This window comes from Glutamicibacter sp. BW80 (assembly GCF_002332385.1).
GTDB lineage: Bacteria > Actinomycetota > Actinomycetes > Actinomycetales > Micrococcaceae > Glutamicibacter.
Genome location: NZ_NRGV01000050.1, coordinates 82,410 through 101,513, shown reverse-complemented (window position 1 = coordinate 101,513; position 19,104 = coordinate 82,410). Strand labels below are relative to the sequence as shown.

14 protein-coding genes and 1 tRNA gene are annotated in these 19,104 nt (G+C 62.0%); 4 read left to right on the top strand and 11 right to left on the bottom strand.

What is annotated here, in order from left to right:
• Positions 1-77: 77 nt before the first annotated feature.
• The 8 genes from bioD to CIK76_RS13720 form a co-directional block, all read right to left on the bottom strand.
• Positions 78-788, bottom strand: a complete 711-nt coding sequence (gene bioD, locus CIK76_RS13755; protein ID WP_096287412.1) for a dethiobiotin synthase — start codon at positions 786-788, stop codon at positions 78-80.
• Complete coding sequence (locus CIK76_RS13750) at positions 785-1,963, bottom strand: cytochrome P450 (protein ID WP_096287410.1); 1,179 nt, start codon at positions 1,961-1,963, stop codon at positions 785-787. Before CIK76_RS13750 ends, bioD begins: the two co-directional genes overlap by 4 nt.
• Entirely contained in the window at positions 1,960-3,135 is a 1,176-nt protein-coding gene (locus tag CIK76_RS13745) for an aminotransferase class I/II-fold pyridoxal phosphate-dependent enzyme (RefSeq protein ID WP_096287408.1), read from the bottom strand. The genes CIK76_RS13750 and CIK76_RS13745 overlap by 4 nt, the downstream gene beginning before the upstream one ends.
• Positions 3,128-4,486 carry an adenosylmethionine--8-amino-7-oxononanoate transaminase gene (locus CIK76_RS13740; protein WP_096287406.1) on the bottom strand — a complete coding sequence of 453 codons (1,359 nt, stop codon included), beginning with the start codon at positions 4,484-4,486 and terminating at the stop codon, positions 3,128-3,130. Before CIK76_RS13740 ends, CIK76_RS13745 begins: the two co-directional genes overlap by 8 nt.
• Positions 4,486-5,721, bottom strand: a complete 1,236-nt coding sequence (gene bioB / locus CIK76_RS13735) for a biotin synthase BioB (protein WP_096287404.1) — start codon at positions 5,719-5,721, stop codon at positions 4,486-4,488. Before bioB ends, CIK76_RS13740 begins: the two co-directional genes overlap by 1 nt.
• 160 nt (positions 5,722-5,881) lie before the next feature.
• Positions 5,882-8,233 carry a GNAT family N-acetyltransferase gene (locus CIK76_RS13730; RefSeq protein WP_096287402.1) on the bottom strand — a complete coding sequence of 784 codons (2,352 nt, stop codon included), beginning with the start codon at positions 8,231-8,233 and terminating at the stop codon, positions 5,882-5,884.
• A gap of 7 nt (positions 8,234-8,240) precedes the next feature.
• Positions 8,241-9,596 (bottom strand): SidA/IucD/PvdA family monooxygenase, encoded by a 1,356-nt coding sequence (locus tag CIK76_RS13725; protein ID WP_096287400.1) that lies wholly within the window; start codon positions 9,594-9,596, stop codon positions 8,241-8,243.
• Positions 9,593-11,101 carry an aspartate aminotransferase family protein gene (locus tag CIK76_RS13720; protein ID WP_176484220.1) on the bottom strand — a complete coding sequence of 503 codons (1,509 nt, stop codon included), beginning with the start codon at positions 11,099-11,101 and terminating at the stop codon, positions 9,593-9,595. Before CIK76_RS13720 ends, CIK76_RS13725 begins: the two co-directional genes overlap by 4 nt.
• 330 nt (positions 11,102-11,431) lie before the next feature.
• Here CIK76_RS13720 and CIK76_RS13715 point away from each other — a divergent pair, with 330 nt between their 5' ends.
• The 3 genes from CIK76_RS13715 (at position 11,432) to CIK76_RS13705 (ending at position 14,039) form a co-directional block, all read left to right on the top strand.
• A complete protein-coding gene (locus tag CIK76_RS13715) occupies positions 11,432-12,700 on the top strand; it encodes an MFS transporter (RefSeq protein ID WP_096287396.1) in 1,269 nt (422 codons plus the stop codon).
• Between the two features lie 53 nt (positions 12,701-12,753).
• Positions 12,754-13,839 (top strand): glycosyltransferase family 1 protein, encoded by a 1,086-nt coding sequence (locus CIK76_RS13710; protein ID WP_096287394.1) that lies wholly within the window; start codon positions 12,754-12,756, stop codon positions 13,837-13,839.
• 124 nt (positions 13,840-13,963) lie between these two features.
• Positions 13,964-14,039: transfer RNA gene (locus CIK76_RS13705), tRNA-Asn, on the top strand.
• Here CIK76_RS13705 and CIK76_RS13700 read toward each other — a convergent pair.
• The gene (locus tag CIK76_RS13700) at positions 14,010-14,234 is read right to left on the bottom strand and encodes a hypothetical protein (RefSeq protein ID WP_096287392.1); all 225 of its coding nucleotides are present in this window, start codon (positions 14,232-14,234) and stop codon (positions 14,010-14,012) included. The genes CIK76_RS13705 and CIK76_RS13700 overlap by 30 nt on opposite strands.
• A 92-nt stretch (positions 14,235-14,326) precedes the next feature.
• The gene (locus CIK76_RS13695; RefSeq protein ID WP_096287390.1) at positions 14,327-15,361 is read right to left on the bottom strand and encodes a DMT family transporter; all 1,035 of its coding nucleotides are present in this window, start codon (positions 15,359-15,361) and stop codon (positions 14,327-14,329) included.
• 589 nt (positions 15,362-15,950) lie between these two features.
• Between CIK76_RS13695 and CIK76_RS13685 the strand changes: the two genes are divergently transcribed.
• Positions 15,951-17,339: an MFS transporter gene (locus CIK76_RS13685; RefSeq protein WP_096287386.1), complete on the top strand. Its 1,389-nt coding sequence runs from the start codon at positions 15,951-15,953 to the stop codon at positions 17,337-17,339.
• An 815-nt stretch (positions 17,340-18,154) separates the two neighbouring features.
• Here the strand turns inward: CIK76_RS13685 and CIK76_RS13680 are convergent.
• Positions 18,155-19,003: a MurR/RpiR family transcriptional regulator gene (locus CIK76_RS13680; RefSeq protein WP_217990394.1), complete on the bottom strand. Its 849-nt coding sequence runs from the start codon at positions 19,001-19,003 to the stop codon at positions 18,155-18,157.
• Positions 19,004-19,104: the final 101 nt, after the last annotated feature.

The following is a 19,104-nucleotide window of genomic DNA, read 5'->3' as shown; positions in this document are numbered from 1 at the left end:
GCCGGGGATACAGGCTAACTCTGGTGCGGAGTTGGCTCACAGGCGGCTCGTGGCTACCGCGGAAGCGACCAGCGCGGCTAGGCCGGAGTCGGAGCCAGGGCATGGGCCGCTGCGGCCAGCGCCTCCGGGCGGCGTGCCGGATCGCGGACCAGGTTTGCGGGCAGTCTTCCGGCGAAGCTCCACCCGTAACGGGTCGCCAATGTCCGCAGACCCGCCAGATTGCATTCGGCAAGCTGCGTGGGACGGTCCGGGTAGCTGCCCAGCACCAGCGTGCCGCGGGAGAAGCCGCGCACCGCACAGGCCTCCAAGGTCAGCGCGGTGTGGTTCAGGGTTCCCAGTTCCGGCCGGGTGACCACCACAAGCTCCGCCGAGAGGGCCGCGGCCAGATCCGCGATGGTCTCTCCCGCGGAAGTCAGCTCGACCAAGAGCCCGCCGGCGCCCTCGACAAGTACCTCGTCATAGGCAGCTGCCAGCTCGCGGATCCGCCGCACGTGCTCGGCCAGGGGAGGCAGGACCTCGGCGGGGTCGGCGAATCCCGCGCACCGGGCCGCATCCAGCGGTGCCATCGGCTCACGCAGCCGCACCCCCTCGGCGGTGCCCAGCCGCTCCGGGTGGCCAAGCCAGCCGGCCGCGTCCTGCACGTCCCCGGGCTGTCCGGGAAGCACCCCGGTCTGCGCCGGCTTGTAGATCGCCACCCGGGTCCCGCGGGCCAGGGCCCGGGCGGCGAGCACGGCGGTGGTCACCGTCTTGCCCACCTCGGTGTCGGTTCCGGTGATGGCCTGGATCATCTGTCGGTCCTTTCGAAGGGGAACCTAGTCGGCACCGCAACCGGCGCCTGGAAGGAGAGCAGGTGGGCGAAGCGCGGGGCCGCGCCGGCGGCTTCGAGGTCCGGAAGGCAACGGGCCGTTTCGGCGAGCACCAGCTCGGCCTCCATCCGGGCCAGGCCCGCCCCCAAGCAGCGGTGGATCCCATGGCCGAAGGCCAGCGAATCGTCGCCGCTGGCGCCGAGAATTCCGCCGGACAGGCGCAGCACCAGTTCCTCACCGGCGGCGAATTCATGCTCGCCGACGCGGGCGTCCACGGCGGCAATGCGACGCCAGGTTGGCACCGAGGAGGCGACGGCCAGCACCTCGCGCACCACGGCTTGGGCCGCGGCCGGCCCGGTGTCCGGGTCGGCGCAGGCAGCCCAGTGGCCATCGCGCAGCGCCGCGTGCAGGGTGCTCTGGATGAGCATCGCGGTGGTCTCCTGTCCGGCGATCCCCAGGAAGTAGGCCAGCGAGCGGATCTGGCGTTCGGGAACTCCCGATCGATGCAGCGCGGCATAGAGGTTCGGCTCCTCGCTTCTGACCGCCCCGTGAACCGTCTGATCCAGCCAGGCATAGAATTCGGCGGCGCTGGCGGCGAGCACCAGCTGCCGGTCCTCCGCGGGCCACCCCCAGAACAATTCCAGCGAATCCTGGCTCCAGCGTTTGAGGTTTTCGGCCGGAGGCACGCGCACCCCGGTCAGCACCGCCATGATTTCGACGGGGATCACCGCGGCCAGCTCCGCGGCCAAATCGAGGACCTCCCCGTTGCGGTAGCGCGGTTCGAGCCGGGCGCAAATTTCCCGCACTCGTTCGGTGATCGGCCGCCGCTGCCACTGGATCTTGGCGGGGCTGAAGAATCCGGCGACGAGCCGGCGCACGGCGAGGTGTTCGCTGCCCGAGGCGCTGGAAAGCGCCGGTGGCAGCGCGAATTTCACCGCGGCCAGGATCCGCAACGCGGCCGGGGCGAGGTTGATGGCGGTGCGCAGCGCGTTGGCCGTGGTGAATTCCCCGGGGCGGCGCAAGATGCCGCGCACAGTGTCCGGATCTTCGATGCTGCGGTAGCGCCGGTTGATGGCTTCGGGAAAGGCCGCGGGCAGCGGGCCGGCCAGCGGGGCGTCGGCCAAGCTGCCGGTGGTGGGTGCGTAGGGGCAATTCATGATTCCTCCTCGATGGCCGTCCTGGCCACCTTCCGGATGGCCGCGGACAGTTCGGCCGGTTGCTGGTGGGCGTGGGCGGTCAGCCGGATGCGGGAGATTCCGTCGGGAACGCTGGGCGGGCGGAAGCAGGCCACCGCGATGCCCTGCGCGGCCAGTGCGGCGGCGGCCCGCACGGCGGCCGCGGCGCTGGGCATCTTCACCGAGTGGATCGGCCCGGCCCCGGCTTCCACCCGCCCGGCCAATTCCGGGTACTCCGCCAGGAGGCCGCGGATCAACCGCTGGTTCCGGGCCAGCGCGGCAAGCCGGGCCCGGTCCGCCAAGCGCAGGGCGGCCAGGGCACCGCCGGCGGCGGCGGGGGCCAGCGCGGTGTCGAAGATGAAGGTGCGGGCGGTATTGAGCAGATGTTCGCGCAGCGCTGCGGCCTCCGGGCCGCCGAAAAGCACCGCCCCGCCCTGGGCGCCCAGCGACTTGGACAGGGTTGCGGTGCTGATCACCTGGCCGCAACCTTCGAGGCCGGCGGCGCGGAGCGCCGACCCGGATTCGCTGGCGGCCAGCGAGTGGGCCTCATCCACCAGCAGCAGCGCGCCGAACTCCCGGCACAATGCGTCCAGCCCGGGCAGCGGCGCGGCGTCGCCGAAGACCGAGTAAACCGATTCGACGGCCAACAGCACCCGGGGCTTGGGTTGGGTGCTGCTGCGGTTGGCTTTCAACAGGCGCGTGAAATCCTTCAGGTCGTTGTGCCTGGCGGTGGCCACAGTCGCGCCGGAGAGCCTGGCCCCGTCGACCAGGCTGGCATGGGCATGTTCGTCCAGGATGAACAGGCTGCCCGGACCGCCCAGGGAGCCGAGCACCCCGAGGTTTGCGGTGTACCCGCTGGAGAAGACCAAGGCGGCATCCCGGTGCGTATACCGGCACAGCGCAGCCTCCAGCTCCCGGTGCACGGACAGAGTTCCGCCGGCCATTCGGCTTGCACAGGCCCCGGCGCCGGAGCTTCGCAGGGTTTCGGCGGCGGCCCGGAGCACCTCGGGATGATGCGATAGGCCCAGGTAGTCGTTGGAGGCCAAATCGATGGATCCGGCCCGCGGGGGATCGCTGCGGCGTAGGCCGCGGCGTTCGCGCACGGTGGCTCGGGCGGACAACCAGCGCTCCCAGCCGGGGGTGGTCTCAGCCATGGACCTGCTCCACCGCAGCCAGCAGTCCGCGGCCGAGCACGGCGAGCTCTTCGGGGGTGCTGATATAGGGAGGCATGACGTAGACCAGATCGCGGAACGGGCGCACCCAGACCCCGTGCGCTACCGCCGCCCGAGTCACCGCGGGTACGTCAACCGGGGCGCGAAGTTGGACGACTCCCACCCCGCCGAGCACCCGCACATCCTTGACTGATTCCAGCCCGGCCGCCGGTGCGAGCCCGGCGCGCAGTCCGGATTCCAGCGCGGCGACCTGGGCCCGCCACGGAGCGTCTTTTAGCGCGGTGCCCGGTGCCCCGGCGAGCAGGTCGAGCGAGGCGCAGGCCACCGCGCAGGCCAGCGGGTTGCCCATAAAGGTCGGCCCATGCAGCAGTGCGGACCCGGCGGAGCCGGCACCGGTGGCAAGCGCGGAGGCGATTTTGCTGCTGCAAAGCAACGCGGCCAGGGTGAGATAACCTCCGGTCAGCGCCTTGCCCAAGCACATGATGTCCGGGACGATGCCGGCATGGTCCACCGCGAACAGCTCGCCGGTGCGCCCGAATCCGGTGGCGATTTCATCGGCAATCAGCGGCAGGTCGTGTTCGTCGGCGAGCTCGCGCAGGATGCCGAGCACCGCCGGCGGGTAGATGTGCATGCCTCCGGCACCCTGGAGCACCGGTTCGCACACGATCCCGGCCAGCTGCGCGGAGTTCGTGGAGACCAACGCGCGCACCGTGCTTTCCCAGTCGGCCAGCTCGGACGCGAGGTATTCCCAGTGCCCCGGTGCGGTGCGGCGTGCGCTCGGGGGCTTGGGCAGGAAGAGTTCGGCGGAGGAGCGCCGGGTGAAAGCCGCATGCATTCCGTCCTGCGGGTCGCAGATGCCCATGGTGGCGAAGGTGTCCCCGTGGTAGCCGCCGCGCAGGGCCGCGAACCGGTGGCGCGTGGTGCGGCCCTTTGCCTCCTGGTATTGGAGGGCGAGCTTCAGCGCCACCTCGACGCTGATTGACCCGGAATCGGCCAGGAACACGTGGCGCAGGTCGCCCGGTGCCAGGGCCACCAGACGCTCGGCCAGCTCGATGGCCGGTTGGTGGGTCAGTCCGCCGAACATCACATGGCTGAACTTCTCCAGTTGTCCGCGCGCCGCGGCATCCAGCGCCGGGTTGCGGTAGCCGTGCACCGACGACCACCACGAGGACATCCCGTCGATGACCTCGCGGAGGGTGCCGGTTTCGTCTTCGAGGACCAGCCGGGCGCCGCGTGCTTCGGTGACCGCGTAGCCTGCCCCCGCATCAAGTGCGGCGTAGGGGTGCCAGAGCAACCCTGCGTCGCGGGAGAGCAAGCTCGCATCGGTGGCCATCACGCGTTCGGGTTCTCTGCGGTCCCGGCGCCGCGGCGGCGCAGCACCGGTTCCGTCTCGCCGGCGCCGCCACCGGAGGCCGCTTGGCCGCAGGCCGCTGAGGCCGCGGAGGAGCAGCAGGATCCGGCGCACCCGGCCGCGGCGGCATTGCCTGCATCCGCTGGCTGGCGGGCGGCGTGGGCGGCGGCTGCGTGCAGGGTCTCGGCGATCTGCGCGGTGTTTTTGCCCTCCTGGCCCAGCACCACGAATCCGGCGTCGGCGATCATCGCCAGATCGGCGCGCGCATCCTGGCCTTCACTGGTCAGGTAGTCGCCCAGGAAGAGCGAATTGGCCACTTCCAGCGCGGTGGACTGCAGGGAGCGCAGGTGCATTTCTCGGCCGGCGGCGATACGCAGTTCCTTGTCTGGACAGGCCAGACGAACCAGTGCGAGGATGCGCAGGCAAGCCAGCGGGGTGAGGTTCCAAGTTCCTTCCAGCGGAGTGCCGTCAAAGGGCATCAGGAAATTGACCGGAATTGAGTCGGTATCCAACGCACGCAGCGCGAAGACCGCTTCGATGAGCTGGTCGGTGCTTTCGCCCATGCCGACAATGAGTCCAGAACAGGGGGAGAGGCCTGCCCCCTTGGCCTGTTCGACGGTGGCTATGCGCTCCTGGTAGCTGTGTGTGCTGCAGATTTCCGGGTAGAGGGATTCTGCGGTGTTGAGATTGTGGTTGTAGGCATCGGCGCCGGCCGTCTTGAGCTGTTCGGCCTGTCCGCCTTTGAGGATGCCCAGGCAAGCGCAGACCTCTACCTGCGGATGTTCTTCTTTGAGCTGGTCAATCATGGTGCTTACGCGATTGACATCCCGGTCGGTGGGTCCTTTGCCCGAAGCCACCAAGCAGACTCGCGAGGCACCTGCGGCAATGCCAAGTCCGGCCTGGCGGACCGCTTCGTCTGGTTTGAGCCAGGTGTATTTCAGGATTTCTGCCTTGGATCCCAGGCGTTGCGAGCAGTAGGTGCAGTCTTCCGGGCACAATCCAGATTTGAGGTTCACCAAATAGTTCACCTTCACGGTGTTGGAGAAGTGCTTCCTGCGCAGCCGGCCGGCTGCCGTAACGAGCGTTAGTGTCTGCTCATCAGATGTGGCCAGGATAGCGCGGGCCTCGGCCACGGTCAGGCGATGCCCTTCGCTGATCCGTGCGGCGAGGGCAAAGGGGTCAAGCGCGATGCGCTTCGGGCCGGTTAGTGTTGTCATCAAAAATCTCCTGTTGAACAGTGTTCAATATTGTTTGAATTCACTGTACAGCGGATTTCCGAATCATTGAACACTGTTCAGGTTTTTGGCTCGAAGATTAAATGAAGCAGCTCGCGTCGTTCGATGCCAACCAAACGACGCGAGCTGCGAGAAGCTATCGCTAAACCGGAGAGACCACCCGAACCAAGGGGTTGTCCAAATCGCCGGCATAGAGCAGCCCGCCGGATTGATCCGAAAGATCCAGCATCTGCTGGTTATTTCGCAATTGCAGCCGGTTCAGGCAAGAGAGCGGGAAGCTGTCGGCAAACAGGCCCAATGCCTCGAAGCGGTCTGCAAAATCAGGATGCTGTTCCCGGTAGTTCAACAGGTTTTCGGTGACGACCTGCCAGAATTCGGTTTCCGGGAGCAAGGATTCGGCATCCAATAACGGGGCGAGGAAGCGGAAGAAGGAATCAAAAACATCGGTGAAAATCGAAAGCACCGGGTCGCCTCCGGTGCGCACCCGACGAATTGTTTCCGGAAGTTCCACGCGGTCCGAGAGCACCGCAATTTCTTCGCCCAGGTCCTTGAGCAGCACCCGCTGCACCGCCCCGTCGCGCAGGACCAGGATGATGTTCTCGCCGTGCGGCATGAACACCAGATCATAGGCCGCGAGGCAATGCACCAGCGGAGCCAGATAGGCCTCCAGGTACTGGTTGAGCCACACCTTCGGTTCAAGTCCGCTCCGGCGGATCAGCGCCGCGGCATAACTCTTGCCGTGGGCATCGACATGGAGCAAACTGGCCATCGTGGCAAGGGTTTCGCCCGGTCCCAGCATGTCGATGGGCGACTCGCGCCAGAGCGCGGCAAGCATCTTGCGCTGTGGTGCGCTGGGCGTCGTGGCCGCCTCGAACTGCTGGTTTCGATAACCAACGGCCGCGACCTCGCGCAGCAACGCCACCGGTTGCGAGGCGAGTACCGGATCCGAGGCGAAGAGCTCATAAAGCCACTGATTGATGGCCGGAGTGACCTTCATATAGTCCGCGCTGAGTCCGCGCATGAACCCCATGTTAAGAATCGACATCGCGGTCTTGACATAGTGCTTGCTCGGTGAGGTGACATTGAAGAATGTGCGAATCGACTGTTGCGCCTGGTACTCGTCCGCGGAATATCCCAGCCAAATCAACTGGCCACGAGCAATGTCGTTGGCAAAGGTGGTGGACAGCCGGTTCTCCCATTGCCAGGGGTGGACCGGAAGATAAATGTATTGCGCAGGATCAAGTCCGGTACCGGCCAGACGCCGGGAGAGGTGCCGATCCAATTGCGCTTTGGCCTCACCGTCCAGTTCTTGTTCAAGCAACGACTGGTAGTCCAGCCCGTCGATGGAGTCGAATGAAGCCTGCGAAATATGCGCGGCAACCCAACCGAGCCGGATAGCGGACCCGGTTTCCGGCGCATAACGCAGGTAGTCTAAGCTTCCCACCCCAATGCGCCCATTGTTGGCCACGAAGCACGGATGCCCCTCGGTCATGGAGGATTCGATGCGTTGGAAGGATTCTGCCGGGCTGCCGGCGGCTTCGGCAAGCTGCGTGCTGTCGTGCAGCGCGTGCGCCTGCTTGTAGCAATGGCTGCCTAGCGTGCTGTTTAGCTCCTCTAGATAAGTGGGGAGCTGTGCTTCGCTGAGCGTGAGTTCGGTGGCGAAAAGGGTGACAAAATCCAAGACGTCTACGTCGCTGCCGTCCCAGCCCTCCGCGCCCTGGACTAGATGTTCAACCGATGACTGCGAGATCTGCCAGTGATTCAGCGCGTAGCGTTGGGCGGTAAATACATAGCGGTGTCCCTGCTTTTCGACCCGGTAACGGTCCTTTCCCAGGGGGAGCGGCTCCAGCAGGCGCTCGTGGCTGAATTCGCCTAGGGCCTTGGCCAGAACATGCCGATTCGCCCGTTCCCAGCGAGCCGGGCTTAGATGGTTGGCGCCGGCTGATATCCCGGTGGTGCGCTCAAAATCCTCGCGGGTGCAAATTGAAAGCAACGCCGCCTTGGGGCCTTGTGGCTCATCAAGCGTGACTTCTTTCAGCGGCTGGAAGCCGACGCGCGAGTTGAGCGCTTGAATCGCCTTGTTCCGCACATCAGGTTCAACCACCACCCGTTCAATTCCCGGTTGCGCGAAAGCGTGCCGGATGGCTGCGCCGAGGGCATGCAAGGTAAATCCTGTCTCGCCTTTCCCGGCGGGGTCCGGAGCCAGGAAGTGCAGCCCGCGGTCTCCACGAACGTACGGGTATTTTCCCGCAAGACTGGATGTCGAGGGATCGTAGAGTTCTACCAGGAAGCGTGGTTCACCGCGGAGCTCTCCAAGGAGCACCTCATAGTCGGGGAGCTCCAGCAGTCCGCGATATTCGGTTTCAATTTCGTCAAGGCTTGCGGTGGGCATTCCCCAATAGCGGGCATGCTCGGTGGCGATCCAGGAATGCAAAAGCTTGGCGTCGGAGGGCAGTTGAATGCTGCGGAAGGTAAATGAGTCGTAGGTCGTCATGGGGCTCCTAGTCTTGGGCCGAGATTGGCTGCGGTTGGCAAGTTGGCAAGTTCTCCAGCGAGGCGGCACCGAACCGCTGGAAGGCGATGCGGTCCTCGACCCGGTAGACCTCGCGCCCGGCAATGCGGTTGATAAGTACCGAATTTCTGTAGGCGCCCATGCCTAGATCCGGGGCGGTGAATCCGTGCGTGTGCAGTTCAGCGTTTTGCACGAAGATGTCGTGGTTCGTGCCTATCGAGTAGTTGCGGTCCACGTCCAGGCGGCCGTCGGGCAGTCGGGTGATTCGGTCTTCGAGGCCTTCGAGGAAGTCTGGTGTGCCGTTGCGGTAGCCGGTGGCGAGCACCAGCGCGTCGGTGAGGAACGCGAGCTTCTCCTTTTCCCGTTCGTGGTGCAACTCGACCTGGATCGCCCCGTCCTGCGGGGCCACGGCTGTCGCGGCGCATCCTGTGCGCAGGTGAACGGGGGCCGGAGAAGCCACGCTGCGCTGGTAGAGCTCTTCATGTATTTCATCGATCAGGTCGGCATTGATGCCCTTGTACAGGCCTTTTTGCGCCTTGGACAGAGCGTCGCGTTCCGAGATCGGCAGGGCGTGGAAGTGGTCGATATATTCTGGGGAAGTCATTTCCAAGGTCAGCTTCGTATACTCCAGCGGGAAGAAACGCTCGGAGCGTGTCGCCCATACCAAATGGTCGTGTTCCGGCAGGCTGCGCAGCAGGTCAAGGAAGACCTCCGCGGCGCTCTGTCCACTGCCCAGCACCGTGACGACCTTGGGCCTCTGCTCGGCCTTGGGCTCAATGATGCTCTGCCGTGAATGCAGGTACTCGGAGGAATGGGTCACCGAGCTCGTGGACAGCAACTGCTCGTCGACAAACTCCGGGAGATAGGGCTGGGAACCGGTGCCGAGCACCAGCTTGTCCGCGCTGAAATGGGTCAGACCTCGATCGGTGAGCACCGAAAGCTGGTAGGCGCCGTCCGCATATTCGGCGGAAAGCACCCGATGGCCGAAGCGGACACTGGGCAGCAGCTGCGCAGCCCACGCGAGATAGTCGCTGTATTCCTTGCGCAGCGCGTAGAAGTTTTCGCGGATGTAGAACGGGTAGATTCGCTCCTTTTCCTTCAGATAGTTCAGGAAGGAAAACTTGTTGGTGGGATCTGCGAGCGTGACAAGATCTGCCATGAAGGGCACTTGCAGGTGCGCGCCGTCCAGCATCATGCCCGGGTGCCACACGAAGTTGTCGCTGGCCTCGAGCACCGCGACCGTCAACTCCGGTAGCGGGTCGGTGAGGGCGGCGAACCCTAGATTGAAGGGGCCAGCGCCAATGGCGATCACATCAAAGTGCTCCTGGGCTAATCCACGGTTCATGCGCGGGCTCCTTCTAAGCGTTCGAGCAGCAAGTCATTGCCGACGCGGCAAATTGCGTCGAGTATTTCGGTCAGGTCTTCCATGGTGGTATTCGGGTTCAGCAAGGTCAGCTTGAGCATCCGCCGGCCGTCCACGGTGGTGGCTGCGATCATCGCTTCGCCGGTGCGGTAGAGCCGCTGGCGAATCTGGTTGGTCAGTTCATTCATTTCGGAGCAATCCAGGTGGTTGCCGGGTGCTTTGAAGCTGAAGACCAAGGTGCTCAGCTGCACCGGGGCCGCCAGCTCCAGCTGTGGCCGGAGGGAGACCTCGGCCTCGAGGGATTCGGCGAGTTCGATCACCCGGTCGAACATGGTACCCAGACGCACCGCTCCGAGTGTGCGGAGGGTGACCCAAAGCTTCAGCGCATCAAAGCGCCGAGTGGTCTGCAACGACTTGTCGACCTGGTTGGGGGTCTGCTGGGCTTGGGACTTCGGATTCAGGTATTCGGCGTAGTGGGCAATGGATTCGAAGGAATCTGCCTCGTGCAGGATCAGCGCGCTGGAACCGATTGGCTGGAAGAAGGACTTGTGGAAGTCCACGGTCACCGAGTCTGCAAGCTCAATGCCCGACAGCCGTTCGCGGTGCGAGGACGAAAGCAGCAGTCCGCCGCCATATGCGGCGTCGACGTGGAACCAAGCACCGACTTCATTGGCCAGGGCGGCTATGGGACCCAAAGGATCGATGGCACCGAAGTCGGTGGTCCCGGCGGTCGCGGAGATCGCCATCGGAACCAGCCCACGGTTGAGATCGTGGGCAATCTGCTCGCGTAACTTGCCGGCATCCATTCGGTGGTGGCCGTCGGTTTCGATGCCGACCGCCGCTTCATGGCCCAGCCCCAGCATCATGGCTGCGTTTGAGATGCTGAAGTGAGCGTCTTGTGAGGTGTAGATGCGCAGGTTCTGCAGCCGCTGAGGCAACGGTCCGGAGGTTTTCGACACCGCGGCGTTGCGGGCTATCAACATGGCTTGCAGATTGGACTGGGTGCCACCGGAGGTGAAAATGCCATCCGCGGCGAGTTGCGGGAATCCGATGAGCTGCGCGGTCCACGCGGTGAGGCGACGTTCAATGAGCGTGGCCCCGGCGCTCTGGTCAAAAGTATCCATTGAGGTGTTCAGGCTGGTGACGAACGCTTCGGCGGCCACGGCAGGAATTGCCACCGGGCAATTGAGATGCGCGGCGTACTTCGGGTGATGGAAATAGACGGCGTCACGCAGGTAGATCTTTTTCAGCTCGTCAAAAGACTCGGCGTTGCTCCCAAGCGGTGAGTCGAGGTCGATGGCATCGACCAGCCCTCGCAGATCCTCTGGATAGGGGCCTGTGGTGGGTGACTCGACGGCGGCCAGCTGATCGGTGACCCGCAGCAGTGCCTCTCGGGCCTCGGACTCATAGCGATCTAAGGTGCCCGAGCACAGCAATGAGTCATCAAAAAGCTGCGAGTCAAACAGGGGGGATGTGCAGGGTCTCAAGAGAGGTTCCCACGGATACTCCTCACATGGTGAATTAAGTATTTGGTTAGTCTTCCCTAACCGCGAACTATTAACATCACAACTAAGTAACGTATTGCAAGCCCTTTGTGGATATGACGATCCGGTGGGAACCATCTGAAGGCGCCCAAGGGATCGAAATGGCAGTGAATTTTGAGCTCGAGGCGAAGATGGGATTCTCGCCAGATTTCGCCGCTTAAGCACGGAAGATTGCCGGTCGACAAGGAGAAATGCTGGTCGGCTCGGTTCGGAATGAGGTAGCGTTGACATGGGGTCCCGGTGTGACGTATCTGACAATTATCATGGAGCGTAATGGAAACGACTTTGCGTGGTGAGCGACGTTTCCTTTTATCAAATACCAGCGACGCAGCCGGCAGAAGCCTGGCAGACTTCACCGTGGACCTCATCTTTGTCACCACCCTTGGTGCTAGCGCCTGGCAAATGGGGCTGCTCAACACGTTGGGTTCCGTCGCGTTCCTCGTCGCCACGATTCCCATCGGGTATCTGGTTGACCGTTACCGGCCTCTGCGGTTGCTGCGCATTGGGCTTGCCGCCAAGCTCGCGCTGGCCGGTTGCCTCTTGCTGCTGACCTTCACCGGAACCCTGAGTATCGGGTACGGATTCCTGCTGGTCACGCTACTGGGCGTCTGCAATGTCGTAGCAGAGACTGCGCAGGTCTCGGCCGTCCCGCAATTGCATACGAACACCGGCGCGAGACGCGCAACCTCGATGAGTCGGCTGATCGCTAAACTCACCGCCGCGGATCAGTCGCTGGCGATTATCATCCCTGTTGCCGCGGGCACCGGCTTCGTCATCTTCGGAGCGTCAACACTTCTGGCGGTCGCCGTGGTCCTGGCCATGCTGGCCCTGGGCCTCGCCTATCTGGTCAGGCTCCCACGCAAGCCAGATTCGCATGGAAGTCAAGGTCCCGGAGGCAAGGAAGCAAAACACGATACTCACTGGCTATCCGGGCTGAAATACCTGCGTACAAACCGGACCCTGATTGCGGTCACCATTGCGGTCATGTGCTCAAACTTCGGGCTCGCGCTAGGCTCCGCGGTAGAAGCGCTGTTCATCGTGAATTACCTAGGATTCGGTGCCCAGGGATTTGGTATTTTTGCCGGACTGGGCGGTGCCGGTGGGCTGCTAGGTGCCGCGCTGGCCACGCGCATTGCCGTCCGGTTTTCAACGGCTCGGCTGACGACGGCGACGTTGCTCAGTCAATTTTTCTTGGCCACCATGGTTTTTATCGCCGCATTCACCGCACCAGTAGTTTCCATGATTCTGCTCGGCGTGCAGGCAGTGGCATGGGGGATCGTGGTGATCGTTTTCAACATCGCCGTCTCGGCGTGGGTTGCAGACATCACGCCCGAGCAGCTTTTGGGCAGGGTGAGCAGCGCTCGCCGATTGTTCACTTTTGGCGCGATACCGTTGGGAAGCCTCGCCGGCGGCGTCATCGGTTCGGCCTTCGGCATTCCGGCTGCGCTGGGGCTGTGGCCGCTGGCCGTTGCCGCCGGGCTCATCGGATACCTCGTGGTGCGCCCCCGAAAGGCACTTTTGAGCGCAGGCCAGACTCGGTGACCTTAAACGATAAGCTTGGAAAACCAGCTCCCCAAACGAAGGCTTCCACGCTCGTGAAACTCGTCATCGATGCCCGCTACACCCGGGTCACCCATCACGACGGAATCAGCCGCTATACCGCGGGACTCATCGAAGCAACGGCCAAGATCGCCGACGTGACGATGCTGATCAACGATCTGCGGCAGCTGGACCTGCTGCCAGATGTTCCGTACCTCAAGATTTCTGCCCCCACGAGCGTCCTTGAACCGTTGGTGGCCCTGCAGATCAATAAGCTGCAGCCAGATGCGGTGTTCTCCCCGATGCAGACCATGGGCACGCTGGGGCGAAAATTCCCGGTCATTCTCACCCTGCACGACCTGATTTACTATGCGCACCCGCATGCCCCGAAATTCTTGCCCGCGCCCATCCGCTGGGGCTGGTTCCTGTTCCACCAGGTCTACTTCCCGCAACGAATTCTGCTGAACCGTGCCGACGCGGTAGCTACCGTTTCACAAACCACCGCGGATCTGATGCGCAAGCACAGGCTCACTAAGCGACATATCGGCTTGGTATCCAATGCTCCGTCGCGCGAGAGCGCAAGCCGCGATCTGCGAGCGACCGCGAAGAACACGCTGCTCTACATGGGATCATTTATGGAATATAAAAACGTCGAGACGTTGATCCGGGCCATGCGGCTGCTGCCCGATTACGAGTTGCACCTGCTCAGCGGCATCAGCCAGCAGCGTCGCGCCGAGTTGGAAGCTGAAATTCCGCACAACGCCAAGGTGGTATTCCATGGGGGAGTGAGCGACGAAGAGTATGCCCGCTTGCTGGCTTCGTGCACCGCCTTGGTGACCCTGTCGCGTGAAGAAGGATATGGGCTTCCGCTGGTGGAAGCGATGAGTGCGGGCACTCCGGTGGTAGTCACCGACATGCCGATCTTCCGAGAAGTGGCCCAAGATGCGGCCCTTTTTGCGGACCCCGATAGCGCGGAAGCCTTCGCGCAACAGGTGCAGAAGCTCTCGGACCGGGATGTCTGGAGAGAATATGCGGACCGTTCGCTTGTTCGTGCCGGCCAATATTCGTGGGATGCCTCGGCCCGGCAATTAGTTGAACTGGCGCAGTACGCGATTGAGAACTCGCGCCGTTCGCCAAAATAGGTTTCGACTTGGATTTGAAAGGAATCGCCGACTCTCGGGTCGGGTAGCTGCATGCCTTGCGCGCGAGTTGAATCCCTGATTTCAAAACAGTACTTGGCTAGTGCTAAAGTAGTTCTCGTAGCTTTCCTCCATAGCTCAATTGGCAGAGCATTCGACTGTTAATCGAAGGGTTACTGGTTCAAGTCCAGTTGGAGGAGCCAGGTGAACACCCCGTATTCATCTTCAGATGAATACGGGGTGTTTTTTAGTATCGATCCGTTGTTCGGCACCCGGGCACGCGAATGGTCCTTCTGGTGGGTCAATGCCTGTGCGTTTACAGAACTATTACGCGCCACGACGGTCTCAAAAATTGCGTTGGGTTGCTGGGCGCAGCCGTCGGCGTCAATCAGGAACAAGCTTCCTCACTGGCCTAGTTGGAGAAGGAGTTATTTTCCGCGAAAACGAGTAGGGTCGGCGGTCACGAAACCAATTGATGCAAGAGGGTCCTTCACTTCCGACGCTCACGTGTTTCATGGTGGTTCTTGCCACGTCTGTTTTCGTTCGTATCATTGATATTTGCAACTGTATCCACGCGAGGGCGCGCAGACGGACGCTCCAGGAGCAGGCCAACTCCGGCAAGAATGATGAAAAGTCCGCCAATGAGTCCGAAGGTCACGGGCTCGTCCAGCCACAGCACGCCTATGGTGGAGGCCGAAATGGGAACCAGAAGCGCAACGGTCGATGCAGTCACCGGCCCAGCTTGGCGAATAACCCAGAAATAGACCAAATAGCCCGCGGCGGTAGCTCCGAGGCCCAGCGCAAGGACGGCAATTAGCGGACCGCCAGTGATTGGGCCAATCGGGGGTGCGATGGCGGTAAGTGGGACCAGAAGTGTTGCAGCGGCAAGTTGCTGGCCGAGGGCGAGTGTCATGGGAGGAGTGCCGAGAAATGACTTTCGGGCGTAGACGCCGCCCACAGCGTATAGCAGAGCCGCTGTCAAGGAGGCTCCAACCGCCACCAGTGCGCGGCTATCGACCTGCAACGGAGCTCCTCCCACGAGCATCGATACACCGACAATGCCAGTTATGACACCTACCATCTGGCGTCGAGTGACCCTTTGCCTAAGCCAGAAAGCGGCAACGAATACCGTGAACATTGGTGTTGTGGCGTTCAAGATCGACGCCATCGACGCGTTGAGTCCAACGATTGCCGTTGCGACAAGCGTGAGTGGAGCCGCGACATTAAGGGCCGCTAACAGTAGGAATGCAGGGAACCGCCGGCCGACTGCGTGCCAAGTTGCTTTGCTGGCAGCAGTCATAAGCGTAAGCGCCAACGCTGCGACGATGAAGCGACCATGGGTCGTTCCGACGGCTCCGAATGCCGGAGCGGCAATGGCAATCAAGGGGAACGAACTTCCCCAGAGCAGGCCAACTAGCAGTAGGGCGCCGGTTACTCGTACTCGGCCGGACAGGGCAACTCGCGCGCGTCGCCTTGGCCTTTGGTTGTAAGTTTTCGAAATGTCCGGTCGATGTGCGTCAGTCATGCTAAATCGCGACCTTTCGCTTCAGATCTTGGAACAACTGGAAATGCGCGGAGGATCCGTACCACGCGCTCCCTGACTGGAGTAAGTTGCTGATTCGCCGTCGTTCTCCTTGGCGCCACCGCACGGCCGTGTCACGCGGCATGTCCCGATCAATATTGGCGTTCGTGCCACTGATTCCAGCTGCGTCCAGCCGATTCGCAACGGAGTGTTCGGCTTGGTGCCAATCGAAGCCAACGGTCTCAATGCGTTTCGTCAGCAAATTAGATGCGCCGAAGAGTTCTGTGGACTCTCTCATTAGGTCTCCTTGGGTGAGGTTTCCGGAAATTCGATGTTGTTTGCCCTATGAAGAGCGTTAGCTGTCATTTGAGGTCAGCCATCGGGCCTTTCTCCTGCCGTATGACCGGTCGTGATGACGTCTCGGTGTGCTTAATTGACAGATATACCCCCCTATGGGTATACCTTATACCCATACCCCCTATGGGTATAGATTGTATCCATACCGGATATATCCTGGAATCTTTCAGGAGGAGCTCACATGTCTGTCCACCCACCACCATCGCCAGCAAAGCGATGGTTCGGCTGAGCTGTCATGATGGCACTGATCGCCACGGCCCAGTTCGTAGTCATCATGGACACTTCGATCATTGGCGTCGCCCTGCCCGACATGCAACGAGATCTCGGTTTCACCCCGGAGTCCCTATCATGGGTATTCAACGCCTACGTAGTGGCATTCGGCGGCTTGCTCTTACTTGGGGGTCGTCTTGCGGATGCCTTCGGAGCGCGGAAGATCTTTGTGTTGGGCTGGCTCGTATTGATCGCAGGATCGCTGATGGCTGGAGCAGCCACCAGCATTGGGCTTGAGATCGCAGGCCGCGCCGTTCAGGGTGCCGGATCTGCCCTGATCGCGCCGGCGGCGCTGACTCTGCTCATGATGCTCTTTGGCGGCACTGCCGATCTTCCTAAGGCATTCGCGGTCTACGGAGCTGCGGCACCAATCGGGGGCACAGCCGGCGTCTTCCTCGGCGGAGTGCTGACCGAATACGCGAGCTGGCCCTGGGTTTTCTATGTCACCATTCCGATCGCGGTCTTCGTGCTGGCATTCACCGCAACGGTGCTTCCTCGAACCGCGCGGAAGGCGTCGGGATCAATTGACATCGCCGGGGCATCCACCGTGACCGGCGGGCTTGCTGCGACCGTCTACGCTATTGTGAATGCCCCAGAAGTGGGGTGGCTTACCGCGCCTACTCTCGGCGTCCTGGCCGGAGGCCTCGTCCTTTTGGCTATTTTCTTCGTGATTCAGGCAAAAAGCCGCACCCCCCTGCTGCGCCTCGGACTGCTTCGCACGCCGCTCCTCGGGGCGGCCAATGGCGCACAGCTCCTGCTGGGTGCGGCATGGGTATCCATGTGGTTCTTCCTGAATCTGTATCTACAGCAGGTGCTCGGTGCTACCGCTTTCGCTGCTGGTGCCGCGCTCCTGCCGATGACCGGCCTGGTCGTGCTCGTCATGGTCGCGTTGGCGCCACGGCTTCAAGCCCGGTTCGGTGCCAAGGCGCTGATTGTCACCGGGCTGCTCGTGCTGGCGGCCGGACTCATGTGGCTCTCCTTGATGCAACCGGACGGAAACTATGCCACAGACGTTCTACCGGCATCGCTGCTGGCGGCCCTCGGGATGTCATTGGCGTTCGTCCCCTCACTTGGTACCGCGATCAATGCCGCACCGCCCGTCGAAACGGGTGTTGCCTCCGGGTTGGTGAGTACCAGCTACCAGATCGGATCGGCCCTCGGCCTCGCAGCCCTCACGGCAATCGTTTACGGTATCTCCGGTGCCGAACCGTCCGCGGTGGATCTGACGCGGGGGTATTCGGCGGCCTTCATTGGTGCCGCCATCCTCGCCTTTGCAGGAGCGGTGATAACTGCCACCACTATGAGCAAATCCGCGGCTTCCACTCCCTCGTCAGGCGAATCAATCTCCGCATGACAGCGGGGACGAGGTATTAGGGCGCATCGCTTCAGCTTCTTTTATTTCAGTCTGGATGCATCAACAGGTAATCAATAATCGACAGGCGGATACAAAAAGCCCAACACCAACTGCTGATCGCTCGCGAAGGGTCACTCAACTCATTGGGAGCCAAGCGATCCGCGGCAACCCTAAATCCAGAGGTAATGGGGGTGTGGCTCATAACCTGTGAGGAATTGAGGGCCGTGCGGCGGATTTAGCAGCGTCTTGACATCGCAGCCAATTCGCTAGTTTAGAAACTGGGGCCGGAGGCGGGCAACTAGCTCGTCTTCGGTTTCGTTAACTGTCCGTTGAGTTCTTCAATTATTGATACGGCTTCCGGAGCCTATATGGACACCGTCAAAGAACCGACCGTGAACTTCATGATTCGAGAGTACTGCGGACTAAGTGGGAGCTGTCACGGACCGTTGGACCGTAAAAACGTAGGCGGCCTCATTCTCTGGTGTAACGAGTGAGCATGGAGATTTTGGCATGCGGATTTGCACGCTGAAAGAAAGAAGCCAACGTGCACGGGAGTCAGCTGGAGAACCTACCCTATTGAGCCGTCCGTGGTAGGGGCAGCGCACCTGCGCGAACGCTGGTGAACCGGTACCTCGCGGCGCAATCCACCATGTCACGATGGACCCCCGAAGTGAACTACAGCCAGTAGCCGGGCGATGGAACCAGTACCCTGGTCGGCGGCTCATAGGTTCTTGGCGTTACCGAAAACACGACGATCCGCCGATCTGTGTAATGCCGTGGAGCCAGCGTTCATCCGAAACCCCATGAAAAGCTCGTTAATGGGCCAAGGCGTGACGCAGGACAGTAAGTTCGTGTTTGGTCTGTACCGTTCGGGTTTGCTCCATAGCGGAAATTGTCTGGACTAGAACGTCGGCCACCAACAGGGAGGTCAGCGCTTCTGCGGTGAGTCCCGTCGGGGTATGTGGGGCGTGCAGGCAGACCTCGACCTCGCCGCTGAGTTCCTCTTGTAGTTCGTCGCTAATCAGTACGACTTTTGCTCCTACGTCGCGAGCGCGTTGGAGCAATACGCGAAGGTCTGCAAGCATTCGCCCAGGGGCGAAAACCATCACTGCGTCCTCGGCGCTGATCATCAGCAGTTGGTCGGCCAGTTGAAAGCCACTGGCGGATATGAAATGGGAGGGAAGCCCGATGCGATTGAGCTTGAGAGCAAGATGCTCCGCTGCCAATCCCGAGGCTCCGACGCCATAGGTGATTACCCGCGGGGCCGCCAGCGCCAAGTGCACGGCGCGCGTCATTGGTTCGATGGAGGATTCGGCGAAAGCCAGTTCCAAGCGTTCCGAGGCCTCCGTGTTCACGCTGCGCCAGACCTCCTCAATGTTCCCTCCGATACTCTTGATCCGTTGGCGTGCCCGAATCTCGGGGGAGACCGCGGCGGAGAACGGCGCCGCGACCTGCTGCTTGAGTTCGGAGAGACCGCTGTATCCGAGTGACTGGATGGTGCGCACCACCGTGGCGTTGCTGGTTCGGCTCTCTGCGCCAAGGTCTTGCGCCCCGGCGTAGAGCAGCCGCTCGGCAGTGGTGCGCACTAGTAGTTGGGCCACCGAACGTTCGGCCTTTGATAGTTCTTCCCAGTGGTCGCGGACCCGCTGCTGTAAAACTAACAAGCCTGGATTCTCCGTAATGTCTGTTACATCACCAGATTTTGTTGTATCGTTCATTTCAAGCACTTCCCTTCTTGTAACAGACAATACATCTGTTTATGGGA

Excerpts from the sequence above, each read along its gene's own strand:
- CIK76_RS13750 (WP_096287410.1), bottom strand. The coding sequence starts at position 1,963 with ATGAATTGCCCCTACGCACCCACCACCGGCAGCTTGGCCGACGCCCCG.
- CIK76_RS13725 (WP_096287400.1), bottom strand. The coding sequence starts at position 9,596 with ATGAACCGTGGATTAGCCCAGGAGCACTTTGATGTGATCGCCATTGGC.
- CIK76_RS13745 (WP_096287408.1), bottom strand. The coding sequence starts at position 3,135 with ATGGCTGAGACCACCCCCGGCTGGGAGCGCTGGTTGTCCGCCCGAGCC.
- CIK76_RS13685 (WP_096287386.1), top strand. The coding sequence starts at position 15,951 with ATGATGGCACTGATCGCCACGGCCCAGTTCGTAGTCATCATGGACACT.
- bioD (WP_096287412.1), bottom strand. The coding sequence starts at position 788 with ATGATCCAGGCCATCACCGGAACCGACACCGAGGTGGGCAAGACGGTG.
- CIK76_RS13740 (WP_096287406.1), bottom strand. The coding sequence starts at position 4,486 with ATGGCCACCGATGCGAGCTTGCTCTCCCGCGACGCAGGGTTGCTCTGG.
- CIK76_RS13695 (WP_096287390.1), bottom strand. The coding sequence starts at position 15,361 with ATGACTGACGCACATCGACCGGACATTTCGAAAACTTACAACCAAAGG.
- bioB (WP_096287404.1), bottom strand. The coding sequence starts at position 5,721 with ATGACAACACTAACCGGCCCGAAGCGCATCGCGCTTGACCCCTTTGCC.
- CIK76_RS13730 (WP_096287402.1), bottom strand. The coding sequence starts at position 8,233 with ATGACGACCTACGACTCATTTACCTTCCGCAGCATTCAACTGCCCTCC.
- CIK76_RS13715 (WP_096287396.1), top strand. The coding sequence starts at position 11,432 with ATGGAAACGACTTTGCGTGGTGAGCGACGTTTCCTTTTATCAAATACC.